Source organism: Bacillus sp. Bwzl_19, from assembly GCF_054900515.1.
In genome coordinates this window covers 89219-111566 of sequence record NZ_CM142729.1, presented here as the reverse complement: position 1 = coordinate 111566, position 22348 = coordinate 89219, and the positions used below count along the sequence as shown (strand labels likewise).

At 48.7% G+C, this 22348-nt stretch carries 10 protein-coding genes, 9 tRNA genes and 6 rRNA genes; all 25 read right to left on the bottom strand.

Features of this window, described 5'->3' with window-relative positions:
* Positions 1 to 71: 71 nt before the first annotated feature.
* Complete coding sequence (ispF, locus tag ACW5MY_RS00605; protein WP_013350796.1) at positions 72 to 548, bottom strand: 2-C-methyl-D-erythritol 2,4-cyclodiphosphate synthase; 477 nt, start codon at positions 546 to 548, stop codon at positions 72 to 74.
* Complete coding sequence (ispD, locus tag ACW5MY_RS00600; RefSeq protein WP_038463178.1) at positions 541 to 1239, bottom strand: 2-C-methyl-D-erythritol 4-phosphate cytidylyltransferase; 699 nt, start codon at positions 1237 to 1239, stop codon at positions 541 to 543. Before ispD ends, ispF begins: the two co-directional genes overlap by 8 nt.
* Positions 1240 to 1252: 13 nt before the next feature.
* The gene (locus ACW5MY_RS00595; protein ID WP_013350794.1) at positions 1253 to 2353 is read right to left on the bottom strand and encodes a PIN/TRAM domain-containing protein; all 1101 of its coding nucleotides are present in this window, start codon (positions 2351 to 2353) and stop codon (positions 1253 to 1255) included.
* Between the two features lie 113 nt (positions 2354 to 2466).
* Positions 2467 to 3549, bottom strand: coding sequence for a DNA integrity scanning diadenylate cyclase DisA (gene disA / locus ACW5MY_RS00590; RefSeq protein WP_013350793.1), 1083 nt, complete (start codon positions 3547 to 3549; stop codon positions 2467 to 2469).
* 3 nt (positions 3550 to 3552) lie between these two features.
* Entirely contained in the window at positions 3553 to 4932 is a 1380-nt protein-coding gene (gene radA / locus ACW5MY_RS00585; protein WP_013350792.1) for a DNA repair protein RadA, read from the bottom strand.
* A 93-nt stretch (positions 4933 to 5025) separates the two neighbouring features.
* Entirely contained in the window at positions 5026 to 7461 is a 2436-nt protein-coding gene (gene clpC / locus ACW5MY_RS00580) for an ATP-dependent protease ATP-binding subunit ClpC (protein ID WP_013350791.1), read from the bottom strand.
* Entirely contained in the window at positions 7458 to 8549 is a 1092-nt protein-coding gene (locus tag ACW5MY_RS00575; protein WP_013350790.1) for a protein arginine kinase, read from the bottom strand. The genes clpC and ACW5MY_RS00575 overlap by 4 nt, the downstream gene beginning before the upstream one ends.
* Positions 8549 to 9106 (bottom strand): UvrB/UvrC motif-containing protein, encoded by a 558-nt coding sequence (locus tag ACW5MY_RS00570; RefSeq protein ID WP_013350789.1) that lies wholly within the window; start codon positions 9104 to 9106, stop codon positions 8549 to 8551. Before ACW5MY_RS00570 ends, ACW5MY_RS00575 begins: the two co-directional genes overlap by 1 nt.
* Positions 9107 to 9119: 13 nt before the next feature.
* Complete coding sequence (gene ctsR, locus ACW5MY_RS00565; protein WP_003156396.1) at positions 9120 to 9584, bottom strand: transcriptional regulator CtsR; 465 nt, start codon at positions 9582 to 9584, stop codon at positions 9120 to 9122.
* 227 nt (positions 9585 to 9811) lie between these two features.
* Positions 9812 to 9927: ribosomal RNA gene (gene rrf, locus ACW5MY_RS00560) — 5S ribosomal RNA — on the bottom strand.
* 51 nt (positions 9928 to 9978) lie between these two features.
* Positions 9979 to 12908, bottom strand: a 23S ribosomal RNA gene (locus ACW5MY_RS00555).
* A gap of 174 nt (positions 12909 to 13082) precedes the next feature.
* Positions 13083 to 14632, bottom strand: a 16S ribosomal RNA gene (locus ACW5MY_RS00550).
* Between the two features lie 166 nt (positions 14633 to 14798).
* Positions 14799 to 14874, bottom strand: a tRNA-Ala gene (locus ACW5MY_RS00545).
* 4 nt (positions 14875 to 14878) lie between these two features.
* A tRNA-Pro gene (locus ACW5MY_RS00540) sits at positions 14879 to 14955 on the bottom strand.
* A 16-nt stretch (positions 14956 to 14971) separates the two neighbouring features.
* Positions 14972 to 15048: transfer RNA gene (locus tag ACW5MY_RS00535), tRNA-Arg, on the bottom strand.
* An 11-nt stretch (positions 15049 to 15059) separates the two neighbouring features.
* Positions 15060 to 15145: transfer RNA gene (locus tag ACW5MY_RS00530), tRNA-Leu, on the bottom strand.
* Between the two features lie 14 nt (positions 15146 to 15159).
* Positions 15160 to 15234, bottom strand: a tRNA-Gly gene (locus tag ACW5MY_RS00525).
* A 24-nt stretch (positions 15235 to 15258) separates the two neighbouring features.
* Positions 15259 to 15340, bottom strand: a tRNA-Leu gene (locus ACW5MY_RS00520).
* A 7-nt stretch (positions 15341 to 15347) separates the two neighbouring features.
* Positions 15348 to 15423 (bottom strand) — tRNA-Lys (locus ACW5MY_RS00515).
* Positions 15424 to 15460: 37 nt separating this feature from the next.
* Positions 15461 to 15536, bottom strand: a tRNA-Thr gene (locus ACW5MY_RS00510).
* Positions 15537 to 15541: 5 nt separating this feature from the next.
* Positions 15542 to 15617: transfer RNA gene (locus ACW5MY_RS00505), tRNA-Val, on the bottom strand.
* Positions 15618 to 15640: 23 nt separating this feature from the next.
* A 5S ribosomal RNA gene (gene rrf / locus ACW5MY_RS00500) occupies positions 15641 to 15756 on the bottom strand.
* A 51-nt stretch (positions 15757 to 15807) separates the two neighbouring features.
* Positions 15808 to 18737, bottom strand: a 23S ribosomal RNA gene (locus ACW5MY_RS00495).
* Between the two features lie 174 nt (positions 18738 to 18911).
* Positions 18912 to 20461, bottom strand: a 16S ribosomal RNA gene (locus ACW5MY_RS00490).
* Together the 16S, 23S and 5S rRNA genes with 9 tRNA genes alongside form the textbook arrangement of a ribosomal RNA operon.
* 329 nt (positions 20462 to 20790) lie before the next feature.
* Positions 20791 to 22290, bottom strand: a complete 1500-nt coding sequence (gene lysS / locus ACW5MY_RS00485) for a lysine--tRNA ligase (protein WP_013350788.1) — start codon at positions 22288 to 22290, stop codon at positions 20791 to 20793.
* Between the last annotated feature and the right edge of the window lie 58 nt (positions 22291 to 22348).

Below are 22348 nucleotides of genomic sequence, written 5' to 3'. Positions count from 1 at the left end.
CTCGTCTGTAGCCTCTAGCCGAATATATGTATCTATTCTACCACCAAATAGACCGGGCATCAAAACAATGATCAGGCTTTTTGGATCAGAACGGTCGCCTGAGCGGCAATTCCTTCGGCTCTTCCGGTAAACCCGAGCTTTTCTGTCGTTGTCGCTTTTACATTTACTTGAGAGACGTCTGCCTCAAGACCTTCCGCTATTCGTTTTCTCATAGCATCAATATGCGGAGCCATTTTCGGCTTTTGCGCAATAATCGTGCAGTCTATATTTCCGAGTACATATCCTTTTTCTTTGACAATATTCCAGACATGCTGAAGCAGCTTAAAAGAATCCGCATCCTTGAATTCCGGATCAGTATCCGGGAAATGCCTGCCGATATCTCCTTCACCTACCGCTCCAAGGCACGCGTCTGCGACTGTATGAAGCAATACATCCGCATCAGAATGCCCGAGCAGCCCTTTTTCATAAGGTATTTCAATTCCGCCGATGATGAGAGGACGGCCTTCCGTTAATTGATGCACATCAAATCCTTGTCCGATTCTAAACATTATGATTCCCACTTTCCGCTTTCATGATTGCTTCCGCTGTTATCAGATCATCCGGTGTTGTCAGCTTAATATTGGTATAGCTGCCTTCAACGATACTCACCTGATATCCGTCAAGCCGCTCGACGAGACTGGCGTCATCCGTGCCTAAGAAGCCTTTATTTTCCGCCTCCATATGCGCCTTCTTCAATAAAGAAAGACGAAAAGCCTGCGGCGTTTGAACGGCCCACAAGCTTGAACGGTCAAAGGTCTCCGCAACCCGGGAGCCTTCCGCCCGTTTTATCGTATCTTTCACAGGAACAGCCAGGACAGCCGCTCCCGCCTCCTCTGCTGTTTCAACGAGCTTATCGATATGCTGATGCGTGACAAACGGGCGCGCCCCGTCATGAACAAGGACGACGGACTCCTTATCAATCACTTTCAATCCTTCGTATACACTGTGCTGACGCTCCGCCCCGCCGGTGACAAGCTCAACTTCCGTTTGGATCGGAAATTGGGCGAGCAGCTGACGAAAATCTTCCCGTTCACTTTCATTGATCACGAGGATTATTTTTTTACACGGGCCGTGGCTTTCAAAAACCCGCAGTGTGTGTATAATAACAGGCGCACCCTTTAAGCTGATGAACAGCTTATTTTTCCCGGCCTTCATCCGTTTCCCTTGTCCGGCAGCCGGAATGACTACGACATACTCCATCATTAACTCCCTCTTAAAGAGCCTTCTCAAGCAGCTTAGGCTTGGCAAAAATCATTCGCCCCGCTGCTGTCTGCAGTACGCTGGTTACAAGCACATCAATATGTTTCCCTATATAATTGCGGCCTTCTTCCACAACGATCATTGTTCCGTCATCCAAGTAAGCCACACCTTGATTATGCTCTTTCCCGTCCTTAATCACCTGCACATTCATCTCTTCACCCGGAAGCACAACCGGCTTCACGGCGTTCGCAAGGTCATTAATATTCAGTACCGCAACCTTCTGAAGCTCACATACTTTATTTAAATTAAAATCATTCGTCACAACGACGCCGGATGTCAGCTTCGCAAGTTTGACAAGCTTGCTGTCAACCTCCTGAATGTCTTCAAAGTCGCCTTCATAAATTTCAACGGTAATATCAAGTTCCTTTTGAATGCGATTCAAGATATCCAGTCCGCGGCGTCCTCTGTTACGTTTTAAAACATCTGAAGAATCGGCGATATGCTGTAATTCCTCCAGCACAAATTGAGGAATTACAATGACTCCTTCTAAAAAGCCCGTCTGACAAATATCTGCAATTCTCCCATCAATAATAACACTTGTATCCAAGATTTTCAGCCTTTTCTCCTGTTCCTCCTGCTCCTCATCGCCGCTTCCCTTTTTCTTCTGCATTCTTGCAGAAATGGAGAACAGGCTGATCAGTTCATCCTTTTTCTTAAATCCGACCTGAAAGCCGAGATAACCGAGAAAGAAAGCCAGAAAGACCGGGATGATGGTGCTGAATATACGGTACGGAATATTGTCCAGCGGAATCACGTTTACAATGAGATATGCGATGATAAGTCCAAAAACCAATCCGAGACTTCCGAATAACAGATCCGGCACCGGGGCTCTCAGCAAAGAATCTTCAATCCATTTTACCCAATTAATCACATATTCTGTCGTCCATATACTGATGAGAAAAAAGATAATAGCACCAATTGCAGCAGACGTATATGCGTTTGTTATTAAAGGTATGTCCTGTATATTTGACAGTACAAACAATTCAGGTATTAAAAAGATACCGACAACGCAACCCACAATAATGAAGAACGCCTGAACTATTCGTTTTAACATACCCCCACCTCCTTTTAAGTAGCATTTTTCAGCAGACTGTCAAAGCCTACAAATATCAGAATAAACAAAAACTAACAATAATATACCCGGATTCCCACAGGTTTAAGCGATACTTAAAGCTGTCTATCTATATAGTGTTTTTCTTGGAGGCGTTTTAAGCCTTTTTTGATTTTTTGGGCGCGCACCTCGCCGATACCTTCAACATCATCCAGTTCTTCGGCTGTCGCTTCCGTTATGCTTGGCAAAAATCCGAATGCCTCAACCACATTTTCAACAATCGGCATCGGCAGACGCGGAATTTTGTTCAGCAGCCTGTATCCTCTCGGCAGAACATAATCATCGAGATTGGTAGAAGCGGGATATCCAAGCAGCTTAAACAAAATGGAATCATCAAGCAGATCATAGCTGGACATATCCTGAAGCTCTTTTAACAGCACGAACGGATCTTTGATTTTTTCTTTTACATAGTCTTTGATGAAAAGAGCCGCTTCTTCTTCCATATCCGTAATCAGTTCAATCACCTGCAGACAGATTAAGTGGCCTTCCGTTCCGAGTTCTTTAATATACATGTTGATTTCATTTTTTATACGGAGCACCATTTCATACCGGTGCATGACGGACAGCACGTCACTGAATGTCACAAGCTCCTCAAATTCTAAGGCGTTTAAAGCTGTAATCGTTTTGTCTAGAATGGTTTTATACTTCTCAAGCGTTTGAATGGCCTGGTTAGCCTTTGTTAAAATAAAGCCTATGTCCTTTAGTGTGTACTTCATGCTGTCCTGGTATAACGTAATGACATTTCTGCGTTCAGAAATGGCTATGACGAGACAGCCGGTCTGCTTTGCCACCCGTTCCGCTGTACGGTGCCTCATTCCCGTTTCTGAAGAAGAAATGGTCGCCTCCGGCATAAGCTGCGTATTCGCATAAAGAATTTTCTGGCCGGAATCACTTAAAATAATGGCTCCGTCCATTTTGGCCAGCTCGTATAAGTGAGCGGGCGCAAATGATGTATTAATATGAAAACCGCCATCCACGACTTGTTTTACCTTATCGTTGTATCCGACAACAATCAGGCCGCCTGTATTTGCCCGAAGTACATTTTCTATCCCGGCTCTGAGCGGGGTTCCCGGTGCAACGAACTGAAGGATTGCAGACAGGTCAAGCTCTTGTTTCGCCCCTTTTTTCTCTTTTTCCATCTATTATGATCCTCCTAATGAAGTACGAAGCGCTTCTGCAACATTTGCTACTCCGACAACCTCAATCCCTTTTGGTATTGTCCATCCGTCTGAATTTGCCTCAGGTATGACCATACGCTTGAAGCCGAGCTTCGCCGCTTCTTTTACGCGCTGTTCGATTCTTGACACCCTGCGGACTTCTCCTGTCAGACCCACTTCACCGATAAAGCAATCTGCAGGATTTGGCGGTGTATCTCTGAAGCTTGAAGCAATGCTGACGGCTACTGCCAAATCAATCGCTGGTTCATCCAGTTTGACCCCGCCGGCGACTTTTAAATACGCATCTTGATTTTGAAGCAACAGCCCCACCCGCTTCTCAAGCACAGCCATGATTAACGACACCCTGTTGTGGTCAATTCCTGTAGCCATGCGGCGCGGATTTCCGAAGCTGGTCGGTGATATGAGCGCCTGGATTTCAACTAAGATCGGTCTCGTGCCTTCCATTGACGCAACGATACTCGAACCCGAAGCCCCGGCAGAACGCTCTTCTAAGAAAATTTCAGAAGGGTTCAGCACTTCTGTAAGCCCTTCTTCCCGCATTTCAAAGATGCCCATTTCATTTGTTGAGCCGAAACGGTTTTTTACAGCCCGCAAAATACGGAATGTATGGTGCCGCTCTCCTTCAAAGTATAGAACGGTATCGACCATATGCTCAAGCAATCTCGGTCCTGCGATCGATCCTTCTTTTGTAACGTGTCCGACGATAAAAATAGGTATGCCGTTTGTTTTCGCGATTTTCATCAATTCGGCCGTACACTCTCTTACTTGTGATACACTGCCGGGAGCTGAGGTGATATCACTTTGGTAAACGGTCTGAATGGAGTCTACCACAACAAATGCGGGTTTCATCTCTTGTATAGCAGACGAAATATACTCCATATCGGTTTCAGATAAAACATGTAACAATTGGCTGTTGATTCCAAGTCTGTCGGCGCGCAGCTTCGTTTGCTTCACAGATTCTTCCCCAGAAATGTAAAGCACGCTGCCGGCCGTGTCTGCTAATTGTGCGGATACTTGAAGAAGGAGCGTTGATTTACCGATGCCGGGATCGCCGCCGATTAATACTAACGAGCCCTTCACAACTCCGCCGCCAAGCACTCTGTTGAATTCTTCGAGCTTGGTTTGAACGCGGGGTTCTTCTGATGTTTCAATTGATGTAATGGGTGATGGTTTCTGGACGGTTTGAACGGAATGGGAGAAAGCCGCCCGCCGATTCGCCGGCGCTTTTTTTATGGTTTCTTCCACCATTGTATTCCAAGCCCCGCAGCCCGGGCACTTTCCCATCCATTTTGCGGATTCATAACCGCATGAGTGGCAGATGAATTTTGTTTTTGATTTAGCCATATACGCTGTAAGACCTCTTCCTTATCGAATATTTCTCTATATAACAAAGTGAGGCATACACTTGCTTACGTATGCCTCATGTTTGTCACTATATTAGTTCGTTTTAGCAGTCGTTTTTACGACAAATTCGCCGTCCTCTACATCAAGAACGATGTGCTGCCCTTTATCAATATTGCCTCTGAGGAGCTCTTCTGATAAACGGTCCTCCACATGCTTTTGGATCGCTCTTCTTAACGGACGTGCGCCGTATTCCAAATCGACGCCCTCGTCTGCTACTTTTGCTTTTGCAGCTTCTGTCAGCTCTATAGAGAGATCTTGTTCTTTCAGACGTTTTGTTAACTGGTCAGACATAAGCGACACGATGTCTGTAAGATGTTTTTTCTCAAGGGAGTGGAAGACGATAATTTCGTCAATCCGGTTGATAAACTCAGGCCTGAAGGCACGCTTCAGCTCTCCCATCACTTTGTCTTTCATGTCTTTATGGTTTTGTGATTCATCCTGAACATTGAAGCCGACATATTTGTTGCGTTTCAGCTCGCTCGCTCCGACGTTTGACGTCATAATCAGGATCGTGTTGCGGAAATCAACAGTGCGTCCTTTTGAATCAGTCAAGCGTCCGTCTTCAAGCACTTGCAAGAGAATGTTAAACACATCAGGATGCGCTTTTTCAATTTCATCAAGCAGTACGACAGAGTAAGGTTTTCTTCTCACTTTTTCTGTCAGCTGGCCGCCTTCATCATAGCCGACATATCCCGGAGGAGAACCGACAAGGCGTGAAGTCGAATGTTTCTCCATGTATTCGGACATATCCACTCTGATCATCGCTTCCTCATCACCGAAAATGGATTCCGCCAGTGCTCTTGCCAGCTCTGTCTTCCCTACGCCTGTAGGACCTAAGAAGATGAATGAACCAATCGGACGTTTCGGATCCTTCAGACCGGCTCTTGCACGTCTCACAGCCTTTGCAACGGCTACAACGGCTTCATCCTGGCCAATGACACGAGAGTGCAGAATGCTTTCCATATTGAGAAGCTTATCTGTTTCCGTTTGCGCAATTTTAGATACAGGCACCCCGGTCCAGCTGGATACAACCATCGCGATATCCTCTACAGAAACTTCGGAGTTCTCTTGGCCTTGTTTTTCTTTCCACGTTTTTTTCGTATCTTCCACCTGTTCTCTCAGGCGCTGCTCCGTATCACGAAGAGAAGCCGCTTTTTCAAATTCCTGGCTTTGAACGGCAGCGTCTTTTTCCTTGCGAACTTCATCAAGCTTCTGCTCAAGCTCTTTTAAGTTCGGAGGCGTTGTGAAAGAACGGAGACGCACTTTTGAACCGGCTTCGTCAATTAAATCGATCGCTTTATCCGGAAGGAAGCGGTCAGATATATAACGGTCGGACAATTTAACTGCCGCTTCGATCGCTTCATCAGTAATGGATACGCGGTGATGCGCTTCATAGCGGTCACGGAGTCCTTTTAAAATTTGAATGCTTTCATCGACTGACGGCTCATCCACCTGAATCGGCTGGAAACGGCGCTCCAGGGCTGCGTCTTTTTCGATATATTTGCGGTATTCATCAAGCGTTGTCGCACCGATGCACTGAAGCTCTCCGCGCGCCAATGAAGGTTTTAAAATATTCGACGCGTCAATCGCACCTTCTGCTCCTCCCGCTCCGATCAGTGTGTGCAGTTCATCAATGAATAAAATGATATTGCCGGCCTGACGTATTTCATCCATTACCTTTTTCAAGCGGTCTTCAAATTCTCCGCGGTATTTCGTGCCGGCTACAACCGTCCCCATATCTAACGTCATTACGCGTTTATCACGTAAAATTTCCGGCACTTCATTGTTGATGATCTGCTGTGCGAGGCCTTCGGCAATCGCAGTTTTACCTACACCCGGTTCTCCAATAAGAACGGGGTTATTCTTTGTTCTGCGGCTTAATACCTCAATAACACGCTGAATTTCTTTGCTTCGGCCGATAACCGGATCAAGGCTGTCTTCCCTCGCAATCGCGGTTAAATCACGCGCCAGACTGTCAAGCGTCGGAGTGTTTGCGCTGCTATTTGTTCCGGCTCCAGATGTCCCTGTTTCATTGCTTCCGAGAAGCTGAAGAACCTGCTGTCTCGCCTTATTGAGACTGACACCCAGATTATTCAGAACTCTCGCGGCGACTCCCTCACCTTCACGAATCAGCCCGAGAAGTATGTGTTCTGTTCCTACATAAGAATGTCCCAGCTTTCTGGCTTCATCCATTGAGAGTTCTATTACCTTTTTTGCTCGAGGCGTGTAATGAGGGACAGATGTGGTGCTTTCCTGTCCTCGGCCAATCAAACTTTCCACTTCTTTTTGCATTTTATCTGAATTGAGGCCCAGCGCTTCTAAGGCTTTAAATGCTATCCCTTCACCTTCACGGACTAACCCCAATAATATATGTTCAGTTCCGATATTTGTATGGCCTAAGCGCAGTGCTTCTTCCTGTGCCAGTGCCAATACCTTTTGAGCTCGCTCTGTAAATCTTCCAAACATCATATCGAATCATCCTCCTGTCTATTTGCACTCATTTCTAAATGCAGCCTTTCCCTGATAAGAGCCGCTCTTCTCACGTCTCTTTCGTTCGGCCGTAATGCACCGCCCGAATATTGCTGGAGAAAACCCGGCTGTGTCAAAATCATCAGTTCATTAAGTATATTGCTTGATAGCCCTTTAATGATCCCCAGGTCTATCCCCAGCCGAACGTCAGAAAGGCATTTCGCCGTTTCCTTCGATTCAATCATACGGCAGTTGGATAAAACTCCGTAAGATCTGAATACCCGGTCCTCTAATTCAATTTTCGAGGTTTGATAAAGCGCTTCTCGGGCTGAGCGTTCCTGCTCAATCAGCTGGGCAGCCACACTGTTCAAATCATCGACGATGTCCTGTTCTGACTTTCCAAGTGTGATTTGATTTGAAATTTGAAAGATATTTCCTAATGCTTCGCTGCCTTCACCGTAAATTCCTCTAACAACCAGACCTAATTGGTTAATTGCCGGTATAATTCGATTCATTTGCCTAGTTAATACGAGACCCGGCAAATGCATCATGACCGAAGCCCTTAGCCCCGTCCCTACATTTGTAGGACAGCTTGTTAAGTACCCTCTCTTCTCACCAAAGGCGTAATCCACTTTCTCCTCAATCCAGTCATCAACCTGGTTTGCAGCTTTTATCGCATTGAGAAGCTGGAAGCCGGGGAAGAGGCATTGAATTCTGATATGATCTTCTTCATTTAACATAATGCTGACTTCCTCATTTTCAGAAAGCAGACAGCCGCCAAACGGCGATTCCGTTAAATTCGGGCTGATCAGATGTTTCTCCATCAGCACCCGTTTTTCCAGAGGCTGAGCTTCACTCATTCTGATTAAATGAAATTGACCGATATCAGGAAGTTTTTTCCCTGAAAAATGATCTTCGAATTGCTGAATAATGGATGAGGCTTCTTCATTCGTATACCGGGCAGGAAACTTTATATTTTCAAAGTTACGGGCCAACCGTATACGGCTGCTGAGTACAATGTCACTTTCAGGTCCCTCTTGCTTCATCCAATTGCTTAATGCGTCCTGAATAAAATGCTTGAGCGACATTACCCTTGTTCCTCCTCACTGTCTGTGCTTTTTAATTCCTGCTCCAACGATCGGATCTGATCCCTGACCTGCGCTGCTTTTTCAAACTCTTCCTGGTGTATTAAAGATTCTAGCTCCTTTTTTAACATTTCCATTTGCCGCCTTACATGCAGGTTTCCGCCTATACGTTTTGGAATTTTCCCGGCGTGCACCGTATTCCCGCTGTGGACTTTCCGCAAGATCGGCGTAATTTGGCTATAGAACGTATCGTAACACTCCGCACAGCCGAACCGCCCAGTTTTCCTCAGTTGCTGAAACGTCATGCCGCATTTCTTACAAGCTGTGCCTTGCTCTGGGTAGCCGAACATTTGAGAACCCGTGTTTTGAAATGAAGACTCCATATTCAGCAGCCCTGATAATAAATTATGAATCGAGAACCCTTGGTTTCCACTTATACCGTATGAGTCACTGTTTTCTTTTGCGCATTGTTCACATATATGAACTTCTTGCTTTTCTCCATTAACAACTTTCGTAAAGTGAAAAGTGGCCGGTCTCTCATTGCACTCTTGACAAATCAATCTTTTCACCCGCTTACTTTAGTTTTAAAGATGTGAGCATTGCTTTCATCATTCTGGCTCTTAGCTCATCCCGTTCGGGCAAATCAATATATAGAACTGAGCGATCCATTACACTCACCATCATTTTAGCTTCTCTTTCCGAAATAACCCCGTCCTCTAACAGTCTGAGAATAATATCATCAGAGGCTGCCTGAGACAAGTGGGTATGAATTTGCGAAATAATATTATTGATAAGGACGACTTCGTTATTCATTTTAATTTTGATAATACGAATATAACCGCCGCCTCCCCGTTTACTTTCAACAATATATCCTCTTTCGCTTGTGAATCTGGTGTTGATGACATAATTTATTTGAGAAGGAACACACTGAAATTTATCAGCAATTTCACTGCGCTTGATCTCTAAAATTTCTTTGCCATTTTGATCTAATACTTGTTTTAAGTACTGTTCAATGATGTCAGAAATATTATGTCCCACTCAACCCCCTCCTTTATTGACTTTGACTATATTTGACTTTAATCTTACTATAAGGTGTTTCGCAAAATTTTTCAACTGTAGCGCTCTATCTCTATTATTTCCACTTTACACAAGCATAAAACCTGCTTTTGCAAAAAGGCATATCGTTACTTTTCTCGTATTATATAACGTATGCAGAAAAACACAAAAAAGGCAGCTCATGATGAGCTGCCTTTACCGTTAAGATAGCTTGGCGGCGTCCTACTCTCACAGGGGGAAACCCCCGACTACCATCGGCGCTGAAGAGCTTAACTTCCGTGTTCGGCATGGGAACGGGTGTGACCTCTTCGCTATCGCCACCAAACCATTGAGAGTGTTCTCTCAAAACTAGATAACAGTGAGCATACATTCAAAATTGGTTAAGTCCTCGATCGATTAGTATCTGTCAGCTCCATGTGTCGCCACACTTCCACCTCAGACCTATCAACCTGATCATCTTTCAGGGATCTTACTTCCTTGCGGAATGGGAAATCTCATCTTGAGGGGGGCTTCATGCTTAGATGCTTTCAGCACTTATCCCGTCCGCACATAGCTACCCAGCGATGCCCTTGGCAGAACAACTGGTACACCAGCGGTGCGTCCATCCCGGTCCTCTCGTACTAAGGACAGCTCCTCTCAAATTTCCTGCGCCCGCGACGGATAGGGACCGAACTGTCTCACGACGTTCTGAACCCAGCTCGCGTACCGCTTTAATGGGCGAACAGCCCAACCCTTGGGACCGACTACAGCCCCAGGATGCGATGAGCCGACATCGAGGTGCCAAACCTCCCCGTCGATGTGGACTCTTGGGGGAGATAAGCCTGTTATCCCCGGGGTAGCTTTTATCCGTTGAGCGATGGCCCTTCCATGCGGAACCACCGGATCACTAAGCCCGACTTTCGTCCCTGCTCGACTTGTAGGTCTCGCAGTCAAGCTCCCTTGTGCCTTTACACTCTGCGAATGATTTCCAACCATTCTGAGGGAACCTTTGGGCGCCTCCGTTACCTTTTAGGAGGCGACCGCCCCAGTCAAACTGCCCACCTGACACTGTCTCCCCGCCCGATAAGGGCGGCGGGTTAGAAGGTCAATACAGCCAGGGTAGTATCCCACCGATGCCTCCACCGAAGCTGGCGCTCCGGTTTCCAAGGCTCCTACCTATCCTGTACAAGCTGTACCAACATTCAATATCAGGCTGCAGTAAAGCTCCACGGGGTCTTTCCGTCCTGTCGCGGGTAACCTGCATCTTCACAGGTACTATAATTTCACCGAGTCTCTCGTTGAGACAGTGCCCAGATCGTTGCGCCTTTCGTGCGGGTCGGAACTTACCCGACAAGGAATTTCGCTACCTTAGGACCGTTATAGTTACGGCCGCCGTTTACTGGGGCTTCAATTCGCACCTTCGCTTACGCTAAGCGCTCCTCTTAACCTTCCAGCACCGGGCAGGCGTCAGCCCCTATACTTCGCCTTACGGCTTCGCAGAGACCTGTGTTTTTGCTAAACAGTCGCCTGGGCCTATTCACTGCGGCTCTCTCGGGCTTGCACCCTAACAGAGCACCCCTTCTCCCGAAGTTACGGGGTCATTTTGCCGAGTTCCTTAACGAGAGTTCTCTCGATCACCTTAGGATTCTCTCCTCGCCTACCTGTGTCGGTTTGCGGTACGGGCACCTCTCACCTCGCTAGAGGCTTTTCTTGGCAGTGTGGAATCAGGAACTTCGCTACTATAATTCGCTCGCCATCACAGCTCAGCCTTCACGGGAAACGGATTTGCCTATTTCCCAGCCTAACTGCTTGGACGCGGATATCCAATACCGCGCTTACCCTATCCTCCTGCGTCCCCCCATTGCTCAAATGGTGAGGAGGTGGTACAGGAATATCAACCTGTTATCCATCGCCTACGCCTTTCGGCCTCGGCTTAGGTCCCGACTAACCCTGAGCGGACGAGCCTTCCTCAGGAAACCTTAGGCATTCGGTGGAGGGGATTCTCACCCCTCTTTCGCTACTCATACCGGCATTCTCACTTCTAAGCGCTCCACAAGTCCTTCCGGTCTTGCTTCACAGCCCTTAGAACGCTCTCCTACCACTGTTCGAAGAACAGTCCGCAGCTTCGGTGATACGTTTAGCCCCGGTACATTTTCGGCGCAGAGTCACTCGACCAGTGAGCTATTACGCACTCTTTAAATGGTGGCTGCTTCTAAGCCAACATCCTGGTTGTCTAAGCAACTCCACATCCTTTTCCACTTAACGTATACTTTGGGACCTTAGCTGGCGGTCTGGGCTGTTTCCCTTTCGACTACGGATCTTATCACTCGCAGTCTGACTCCCAAGGATAAGTCATCGGCATTCGGAGTTTGACTGAATTCGGTAACCCGGTAGGGGCCCCTAGTCCAATCAGTGCTCTACCTCCGAGACTCTTACCTTGAGGCTAGCCCTAAAGCTATTTCGGAGAGAACCAGCTATCTCCAGGTTCGATTGGCATTTCACCCCTACCCACACCTCATCCCCGCACTTTTCAACGTGCGTGGGTTCGGGCCTCCATTCAGTGTTACCTGAACTTCACCCTGGACATGGGTAGATCACCTGGTTTCGGGTCTACGACCACGTACTCAATTCGCCCTATTCAGACTCGCTTTCGCTGCGGCTCCGCATCTTCTGCTTAACCTTGCACGGGATCGTAACTCGCCGGTTCATTCTACAAAAGGCACGCCATCACCCGTTAACGGGCTCTGACTACTTGTAGGCACACGGTTTCAGGATCTCTTTCACTCCCCTTCCGGGGTGCTTTTCACCTTTCCCTCACGGTACTGGTTCACTATCGGTCACTAGGGAGTATTTAGCCTTGGGAGATGGTCCTCCCGGATTCCGACGGAATTTCACGTGTTCCGCCGTACTCAGGATCCACTCAGGAGAGAACGAAGTTTTGACTACAGGGCTGTTACCTCCTATGGCGGGCCTTTCCAGACCTCTTCATCTACCTCGTTCCTTTGTAACTCCGTACAGAGTGTCCTACAACCCCAAGAGGCAAGCCTCTTGGTTTGGGCTGATCCCGTTTCGCTCGCCGCTACTCAGGGAATCGCATTTGCTTTCTCTTCCTCCGGGTACTTAGATGTTTCAGTTCCCCGGGTCTGCCTTCTCATATCCTATGTATTCAGATATGGATACCACTCCATTACGAGTGGTGGGTTTCCCCATTCGGAAATCTCCGGATCAAAGCTTGCTTACAGCTCCCCGAAGCATATCGGTGTTCGTCCCGTCCTTCATCGGCTCCTAGTGCCAAGGCATCCACCGTGCGCCCTTTCTAACTTAACCGTTAAAAAGAATCACTACGTGATATCTTGCATTACAATTGAATGTGAATTACTTCTGTTATCTAGTTTTCAAAGAACAACATCTCGAAGAATCGAATGATCCTTCAAAACTAAACAAGACAGGGAACGTTCTGTTTATAAGACCCAAGGTCTTATATTCCGTTAAAATCCTTAGAAAGGAGGTGATCCAGCCGCACCTTCCGATACGGCTACCTTGTTACGACTTCACCCCAATCATCTGTCCCACCTTCGGCGGCTGGCTCCAAAAAGGTTACCTCACCGACTTCGGGTGTTACAAACTCTCGTGGTGTGACGGGCGGTGTGTACAAGGCCCGGGAACGTATTCACCGCGGCATGCTGATCCGCGATTACTAGCGATTCCAGCTTCACGCAGTCGAGTTGCAGACTGCGATCCGAACTGAGAACAGATTTGTGGGATTGGCTTAACCTCGCGGTTTCGCTGCCCTTTGTTCTGCCCATTGTAGCACGTGTGTAGCCCAGGTCATAAGGGGCATGATGATTTGACGTCATCCCCACCTTCCTCCGGTTTGTCACCGGCAGTCACCTTAGAGTGCCCAACTGAATGCTGGCAACTAAGATCAAGGGTTGCGCTCGTTGCGGGACTTAACCCAACATCTCACGACACGAGCTGACGACAACCATGCACCACCTGTCACTCTGCCCCCGAAGGGGACGTCCTATCTCTAGGATTGTCAGAGGATGTCAAGACCTGGTAAGGTTCTTCGCGTTGCTTCGAATTAAACCACATGCTCCACCGCTTGTGCGGGCCCCCGTCAATTCCTTTGAGTTTCAGTCTTGCGACCGTACTCCCCAGGCGGAGTGCTTAATGCGTTAGCTGCAGCACTAAGGGGCGGAAACCCCCTAACACTTAGCACTCATCGTTTACGGCGTGGACTACCAGGGTATCTAATCCTGTTCGCTCCCCACGCTTTCGCTCCTCAGCGTCAGTTACAGACCAGAGAGTCGCCTTCGCCACTGGTGTTCCTCCACATCTCTACGCATTTCACCGCTACACGTGGAATTCCACTCTCCTCTTCTGCACTCAAGTTCCCCAGTTTCCAATGACCCTCCCCGGTTGAGCCGGGGGCTTTCACATCAGACTTAAGAAACCGCCTGCGAGCCCTTTACGCCCAATAATTCCGGACAACGCTTGCCACCTACGTATTACCGCGGCTGCTGGCACGTAGTTAGCCGTGGCTTTCTGGTTAGGTACCGTCAAGGTGCCGCCCTATTTGAACGGCACTTGTTCTTCCCTAACAACAGAGCTTTACGATCCGAAAACCTTCATCACTCACGCGGCGTTGCTCCGTCAGACTTTCGTCCATTGCGGAAGATTCCCTACTGCTGCCTCCCGTAGGAGTCTGGGCCGTGTCTCAGTCCCAGTGTGGCCGATCACCCTCTCAGGTCGGCTACGCATCGTCGCCTTGGTGAGCCGTTACCTCACCAACTAGCTAATGCGCCGCGGGTCCATCTGTAAGTGGTAGCCGAAGCCACCTTTTATGTCTGAACCATGCGGTTCAAACAAGCATCCGGTATTAGCCCCGGTTTCCCGGAGTTATCCCAGTCTTACAGGCAGGTTACCCACGTGTTACTCACCCGTCCGCCGCTAACATCAGGGAGCAAGCTCCCATCTGTCCGCTCGACTTGCATGTATTAGGCACGCCGCCAGCGTTCGTCCTGAGCCAGGATCAAACTCTCCGATAAAGTAGTTTGACTGACTACGCACATCGCTGTGCGATTTATTTAAAACTTTGAATTAACAGGTACGTTTTGTCTTGTTTAGTTTTCAAAGATCATTTTGTTCACTTTTCCAAGCAACTTTTTAAGTATATAATAAGTTTCTTTTAAAGTCAACATATTTTTTTATAAATGGTGGAGCCTAGCGGGATCGAACCGCTGACCTCCTGCGTGCAAAGCAGGCGCTCTCCCAGCTGAGCTAAGGCCCCAAAGTGGTCGGGAAGACAGGATTCGAACCTGCGACCCCATGGTCCCAAACCATGTGCTCTACCAAGCTGAGCTACTTCCCGATTATATATTTTATTATGGCGCGCCCGAGAGGAGTCGAACCCCTAACCTTTTGATCCGTAGTCAAACGCTCTATCCAATTGAGCTACGGGCGCATAATAATGAATGCCGAGGGCCGGACTTGAACCGGCACGGTAGTCACCTACCGCAGGATTTTAAGTCCTGTGTGTCTGCCAATTCCACCACCCCGGCGTGGATGGTATAGTTGGAGCGGAAGACGGGATTCGAACCCGCGACCCCCACCTTGGCAAGGTGGTGTTCTACCACTGAACTACTTCCGCATACAGGACAACTATCCTGTATAATGCGGGTGAAGGGACTTGAACCCCCACGTCATAAGACACTAGATCCTAAGTCTAGCGCGTCTGCCAATTCCGCCACACCCGCGTAAACATGGTGAGCCATGAAGGACTCGAACCTTCGACCCTCTGATTAAAAGTCAGATGCTCTACCAACTGAGCTAATGGCTCTTTTTAAAAAGACTTATATTATTATCTTGTCCAAAAATGGTGCCGGCCAGAGGACTTGAACCCCCAACCTACTGATTACAAGTCAGTTGCTCTACCAATTGAGCTAGGCCGGCAAATATGGTGGAGGATGACGGGCTCGAACCGCCGACCCTCTGCTTGTAAGGCAGATGCTCTCCCAGCTGAGCTAATCCTCCGTATATTACACTTACGTGTAATAGCTTGGCGGCGTCCTACTCTCACAGGGGGAAACCCCCGACTACCATCGGCGCTGAAGAGCTTAACTTCCGTGTTCGGCATGGGAACGGGTGTGACCTCTTCGCTATCGCCACCAAACCATTGAGAGTGTTCTCTCAAAACTAGATAACAGTGAGCATACATTCAAAATTGGTTAAGTCCTCGATCGATTAGTATCTGTCAGCTCCATGTGTCGCCACACTTCCACCTCAGACCTATCAACCTGATCATCTTTCAGGGATCTTACTTCCTTGCGGAATGGGAAATCTCATCTTGAGGGGGGCTTCATGCTTAGATGCTTTCAGCACTTATCCCGTCCGCACATAGCTACCCAGCGATGCCCTTGGCAGAACAACTGGTACACCAGCGGTGCGTCCATCCCGGTCCTCTCGTACTAAGGACAGCTCCTCTCAAATTTCCTGCGCCCGCGACGGATAGGGACCGAACTGTCTCACGACGTTCTGAACCCAGCTCGCGTACCGCTTTAATGGGCGAACAGCCCAACCCTTGGGACCGACTACAGCCCCAGGATGCGATGAGCCGACATCGAGGTGCCAAACCTCCCCGTCGATGTGGACTCTTGGGGGAGATAAGCCTGTTATCCCCGGGGTAGCTTTTATCCGTTGAGCGATGGCCCTTCCATGCGGAACCACCGGATCACTAAGCCCGACTTTCGTCCCTGCTCGACTTGTAGGTCTCGCAGTCAAGCTCCCTTGTGCCTTTACACTCTGCGAATGATTTCCAACCATTCTGAGGGAACCTTTGGGCGCCTCCGTTACCTTTTAGGAGGCGACCGCCCCAGTCAAACTGCCCACCTGACACTGTCTCCCCGCCCGATAAGGGCGGCGGGTTAGAAGGTCAATACAGCCAGGGTAGTATCCCACCGATGCCTCCACCGAAGCTGGCGCTCCGGTTTCCAAGGCTCCTACCTATCCTGTACAAGCTGTACCAACATTCAATATCAGGCTGCAGTAAAGCTCCACGGGGTCTTTCCGTCCTGTCGCGGGTAACCTGCATCTTCACAGGTACTATAATTTCACCGAGTCTCTCGTTGAGACAGTGCCCAGATCGTTGCGCCTTTCGTGCGGGTCGGAACTTACCCGACAAGGAATTTCGCTACCTTAGGACCGTTATAGTTACGGCCGCCGTTTACTGGGGCTTCAATTCGCACCTTCGCTTACGCTAAGCGCTCCTCTTAACCTTCCAGCACCGGGCAGGCGTCAGCCCCTATACTTCGCCTTACGGCTTCGCAGAGACCTGTGTTTTTGCTAAACAGTCGCCTGGGCCTATTCACTGCGGCTCTCTCGGGCTTGCACCCTAACAGAGCACCCCTTCTCCCGAAGTTACGGGGTCATTTTGCCGAGTTCCTTAACGAGAGTTCTCTCGATCACCTTAGGATTCTCTCCTCGCCTACCTGTGTCGGTTTGCGGTACGGGCACCTCTCACCTCGCTAGAGGCTTTTCTTGGCAGTGTGGAATCAGGAACTTCGCTACTATAATTCGCTCGCCATCACAGCTCAGCCTTCACGGGAAACGGATTTGCCTATTTCCCAGCCTAACTGCTTGGACGCGGATATCCAATACCGCGCTTACCCTATCCTCCTGCGTCCCCCCATTGCTCAAATGGTGAGGAGGTGGTACAGGAATATCAACCTGTTATCCATCGCCTACGCCTTTCGGCCTCGGCTTAGGTCCCGACTAACCCTGAGCGGACGAGCCTTCCTCAGGAAACCTTAGGCATTCGGTGGAGGGGATTCTCACCCCTCTTTCGCTACTCATACCGGCATTCTCACTTCTAAGCGCTCCACAAGTCCTTCCGGTCTTGCTTCACAGCCCTTAGAACGCTCTCCTACCACTGTTCGAAGAACAGTCCGCAGCTTCGGTGATACGTTTAGCCCCGGTACATTTTCGGCGCAGAGTCACTCGACCAGTGAGCTATTACGCACTCTTTAAATGGTGGCTGCTTCTAAGCCAACATCCTGGTTGTCTAAGCAACTCCACATCCTTTTCCACTTAACGTATACTTTGGGACCTTAGCTGGCGGTCTGGGCTGTTTCCCTTTCGACTACGGATCTTATCACTCGCAGTCTGACTCCCAAGGATAAGTCATCGGCATTCGGAGTTTGACTGAATTCGGTAACCCGGTAGGGGCCCCTAGTCCAATCAGTGCTCTACCTCCGAGACTCTTACCTTGAGGCTAGCCCTAAAGCTATTTCGGAGAGAACCAGCTATCTCCAGGTTCGATTGGCATTTCACCCCTACCCACACCTCATCCCCGCACTTTTCAACGTGCGTGGGTTCGGGCCTCCATTCAGTGTTACCTGAACTTCACCCTGGACATGGGTAGATCACCTGGTTTCGGGTCTACGACCACGTACTCAATTCGCCCTATTCAGACTCGCTTTCGCTGCGGCTCCGCATCTTCTGCTTAACCTTGCACGGGATCGTAACTCGCCGGTTCATTCTACAAAAGGCACGCCATCACCCGTTAACGGGCTCTGACTACTTGTAGGCACACGGTTTCAGGATCTCTTTCACTCCCCTTCCGGGGTGCTTTTCACCTTTCCCTCACGGTACTGGTTCACTATCGGTCACTAGGGAGTATTTAGCCTTGGGAGATGGTCCTCCCGGATTCCGACGGAATTTCACGTGTTCCGCCGTACTCAGGATCCACTCAGGAGAGAACGAAGTTTTGACTACAGGGCTGTTACCTCCTATGGCGGGCCTTTCCAGACCTCTTCATCTACCTCGTTCCTTTGTAACTCCGTACAGAGTGTCCTACAACCCCAAGAGGCAAGCCTCTTGGTTTGGGCTGATCCCGTTTCGCTCGCCGCTACTCAGGGAATCGCATTTGCTTTCTCTTCCTCCGGGTACTTAGATGTTTCAGTTCCCCGGGTCTGCCTTCTCATATCCTATGTATTCAGATATGGATACCACTCCATTACGAGTGGTGGGTTTCCCCATTCGGAAATCTCCGGATCAAAGCTTGCTTACAGCTCCCCGAAGCATATCGGTGTTCGTCCCGTCCTTCATCGGCTCCTAGTGCCAAGGCATCCACCGTGCGCCCTTTCTAACTTAACCGTTAAAAAGAATCACTACGTGATATCTTGCATTACAATTGAATGTGAATTACTTCTGTTATCTAGTTTTCAAAGAACAACATCTCGAAGAATCGAATGATCCTTCAAAACTAAACAAGACAGGGAACGTTCTGTTTATAAGACCCAAGGTCTTATATTCCGTTAAAATCCTTAGAAAGGAGGTGATCCAGCCGCACCTTCCGATACGGCTACCTTGTTACGACTTCACCCCAATCATCTGTCCCACCTTCGGCGGCTGGCTCCAAAAAGGTTACCTCACCGACTTCGGGTGTTACAAACTCTCGTGGTGTGACGGGCGGTGTGTACAAGGCCCGGGAACGTATTCACCGCGGCATGCTGATCCGCGATTACTAGCGATTCCAGCTTCACGCAGTCGAGTTGCAGACTGCGATCCGAACTGAGAACAGATTTGTGGGATTGGCTTAACCTCGCGGTTTCGCTGCCCTTTGTTCTGCCCATTGTAGCACGTGTGTAGCCCAGGTCATAAGGGGCATGATGATTTGACGTCATCCCCACCTTCCTCCGGTTTGTCACCGGCAGTCACCTTAGAGTGCCCAACTAAATGCTGGCAACTAAGATCAAGGGTTGCGCTCGTTGCGGGACTTAACCCAACATCTCACGACACGAGCTGACGACAACCATGCACCACCTGTCACTCTGCCCCCGAAGGGGACGTCCTATCTCTAGGATTGTCAGAGGATGTCAAGACCTGGTAAGGTTCTTCGCGTTGCTTCGAATTAAACCACATGCTCCACCGCTTGTGCGGGCCCCCGTCAATTCCTTTGAGTTTCAGTCTTGCGACCGTACTCCCCAGGCGGAGTGCTTAATGCGTTAGCTGCAGCACTAAGGGGCGGAAACCCCCTAACACTTAGCACTCATCGTTTACGGCGTGGACTACCAGGGTATCTAATCCTGTTCGCTCCCCACGCTTTCGCTCCTCAGCGTCAGTTACAGACCAGAGAGTCGCCTTCGCCACTGGTGTTCCTCCACATCTCTACGCATTTCACCGCTACACGTGGAATTCCACTCTCCTCTTCTGCACTCAAGTTCCCCAGTTTCCAATGACCCTCCCCGGTTGAGCCGGGGGCTTTCACATCAGACTTAAGAAACCGCCTGCGAGCCCTTTACGCCCAATAATTCCGGACAACGCTTGCCACCTACGTATTACCGCGGCTGCTGGCACGTAGTTAGCCGTGGCTTTCTGGTTAGGTACCGTCAAGGTGCCGCCCTATTTGAACGGCACTTGTTCTTCCCTAACAACAGAGCTTTACGATCCGAAAACCTTCATCACTCACGCGGCGTTGCTCCGTCAGACTTTCGTCCATTGCGGAAGATTCCCTACTGCTGCCTCCCGTAGGAGTCTGGGCCGTGTCTCAGTCCCAGTGTGGCCGATCACCCTCTCAGGTCGGCTACGCATCGTCGCCTTGGTGAGCCGTTACCTCACCAACTAGCTAATGCGCCGCGGGTCCATCTGTAAGTGGTAGCCGAAGCCACCTTTTATGTCTGAACCATGCGATTCAAACAAGCATCCGGTATTAGCCCCGGTTTCCCGGAGTTATCCCAGTCTTACAGGCAGGTTACCCACGTGTTACTCACCCGTCCGCCGCTAACATCAGGGAGCAAGCTCCCATCTGCCCGCTCGACTTGCATGTATTAGGCACGCCGCCAGCGTTCGTCCTGAGCCAGGATCAAACTCTCCGATAAAGTAGTTTGACTGACTACGCACATCGCTGTGCGATTTATTTAAAACTTTGAATTAACAGGTACGTTTTGTCTTGTTTAGTTTTCAAAGATCATTTTGTCTTTCGTTCAAGCGACTTTATTATTATATCTTATCAATCTCTTGAAGTCAACAACTTTTTAAAATTTCTTTTTTCGTCAGCGCCTTGTTTAGCGGCAACGAATAATAATATACCACCTCACAAATAATAGTGCAATAGTTTTTTAAAAAGAAAATCAAAAAAGTTTTACAAACGACTTGTTTCTAAAAAAGCGCCGTACTGCGATATGCAGAAACGGCGCTTTCACTTTTATTAGCGATGTCTCATTTGAGGGAATAATAAAACGTCTCTGATAGACGGAGCATTTGTTAACAGCATGACGAGGCGGTCGATGCCGATACCCAATCCTCCGGTCGGCGGCATGCCGTATTCAAGAGCTTCAACGAAGTCTTCATCCATCATATGCGCTTCATCGTTTCCTTCTTCTCTTTCTTTCAATTGCGCTTCAAAGCGTTCTCTCTGATCGATAGGGTCATTCAGCTCCGTAAACGCGTTAGCGTGCTCACGGCCGACGATAAACAGCTCGAAACGGTCTGTAAAACGAGGGTCCTCAGGATTTTTCTTAGCGAGAGGAGAAATCTCTACAGGATGTCCGTAAATAAATGTCGGCTGAATGAGTGTTTCTTCAATTTTTTGTTCGAAGAATTCATTGATGATATGGCCCACTGTCATTGAGTTTGTGATCTCGATGCCATGTTCTTTTGCATGGCTTCGCGCTTCTTCAACAGTCATCTCATTCCAGAAATCTACGCCTGTCGCTTCTTTGACGGCATCTACCATATGGAGTCGTTTCCATTCAGGTTTCAGATCAATCTGCTCTTCGCCGTACTGGATTGTGGTGCTTCCCAGCACTTCCTGCGCAATATGTGCAACGAGGTTTTCCGTCAGGCTCATAATATCCTTATAATCGGCGTACGCTTCATACAGCTCAATCATCGTGAATTCAGGATTGTGGCGTGTAGAAACACCTTCATTACGGAACACGCGGCCGATTTCGTAGACTTTTTCTAATCCGCCGACGATAAGGCGTTTCAGATGCAGCTCAATCGCAATACGCATATAAAGAGGCATATCGAGCGCATTATGATGCGTGATGAACGGGCGTGCAGACGCTCCTCCCGGTATGCTGTGCATCGTAGGTGTTTCAACTTCTAAGTATCCATGGTCATCTAAGTATCTTCTCATCGCTTGGATGATTTTGCTGCGTGTGATAAACGTTTGTTTGCTGTCAGGATTTACGATGAGATCAAGGTAGCGCTGACGGTAACGCTGTTCTACATCTTTTAATCCATGATATTTATCAGGAAGAGGACGCAGTGCTTTTGTCAGCAGTTCAAAAGATGTCGCTTTGACAGACAGCTCGCCTACGTTTGTTTTGAAAACTTTCCCGGTGATGCCGATAACGTCTCCGAGGTCTGAAGATTTAAAGATTTCATATTGTTCTTCGCCGACACTGTCTTTTCTTACGTAGATTTGAATTTGGCCCTCTAAGTCCTGCAGGTGCGCAAAGCCGGCTTTTCCTTTTCCGCGCTTTGTCATCATACGGCCTGCAATGGTAACTTCGATCGCTTTTTCTTCAAGTTCTTCTTTAGAAAGCTCCTGATAGGCGTCAATGATCTGCTGAGATTGATGTGTTCTCTCGAAACGTTCGCCGAAAGGATCAATGCCGTTTTCTCTCAGCTGGTTCATTTTATCGCGTCTGACTTGCAGCTGGTCGTTCAATTCCTCATGATTTTGCTCTTCTTGACTCATTGGTATCACTCCGTTACATTTTGATTTCATGAAAAAGCAGAAAAACTGCCAGCGGTAA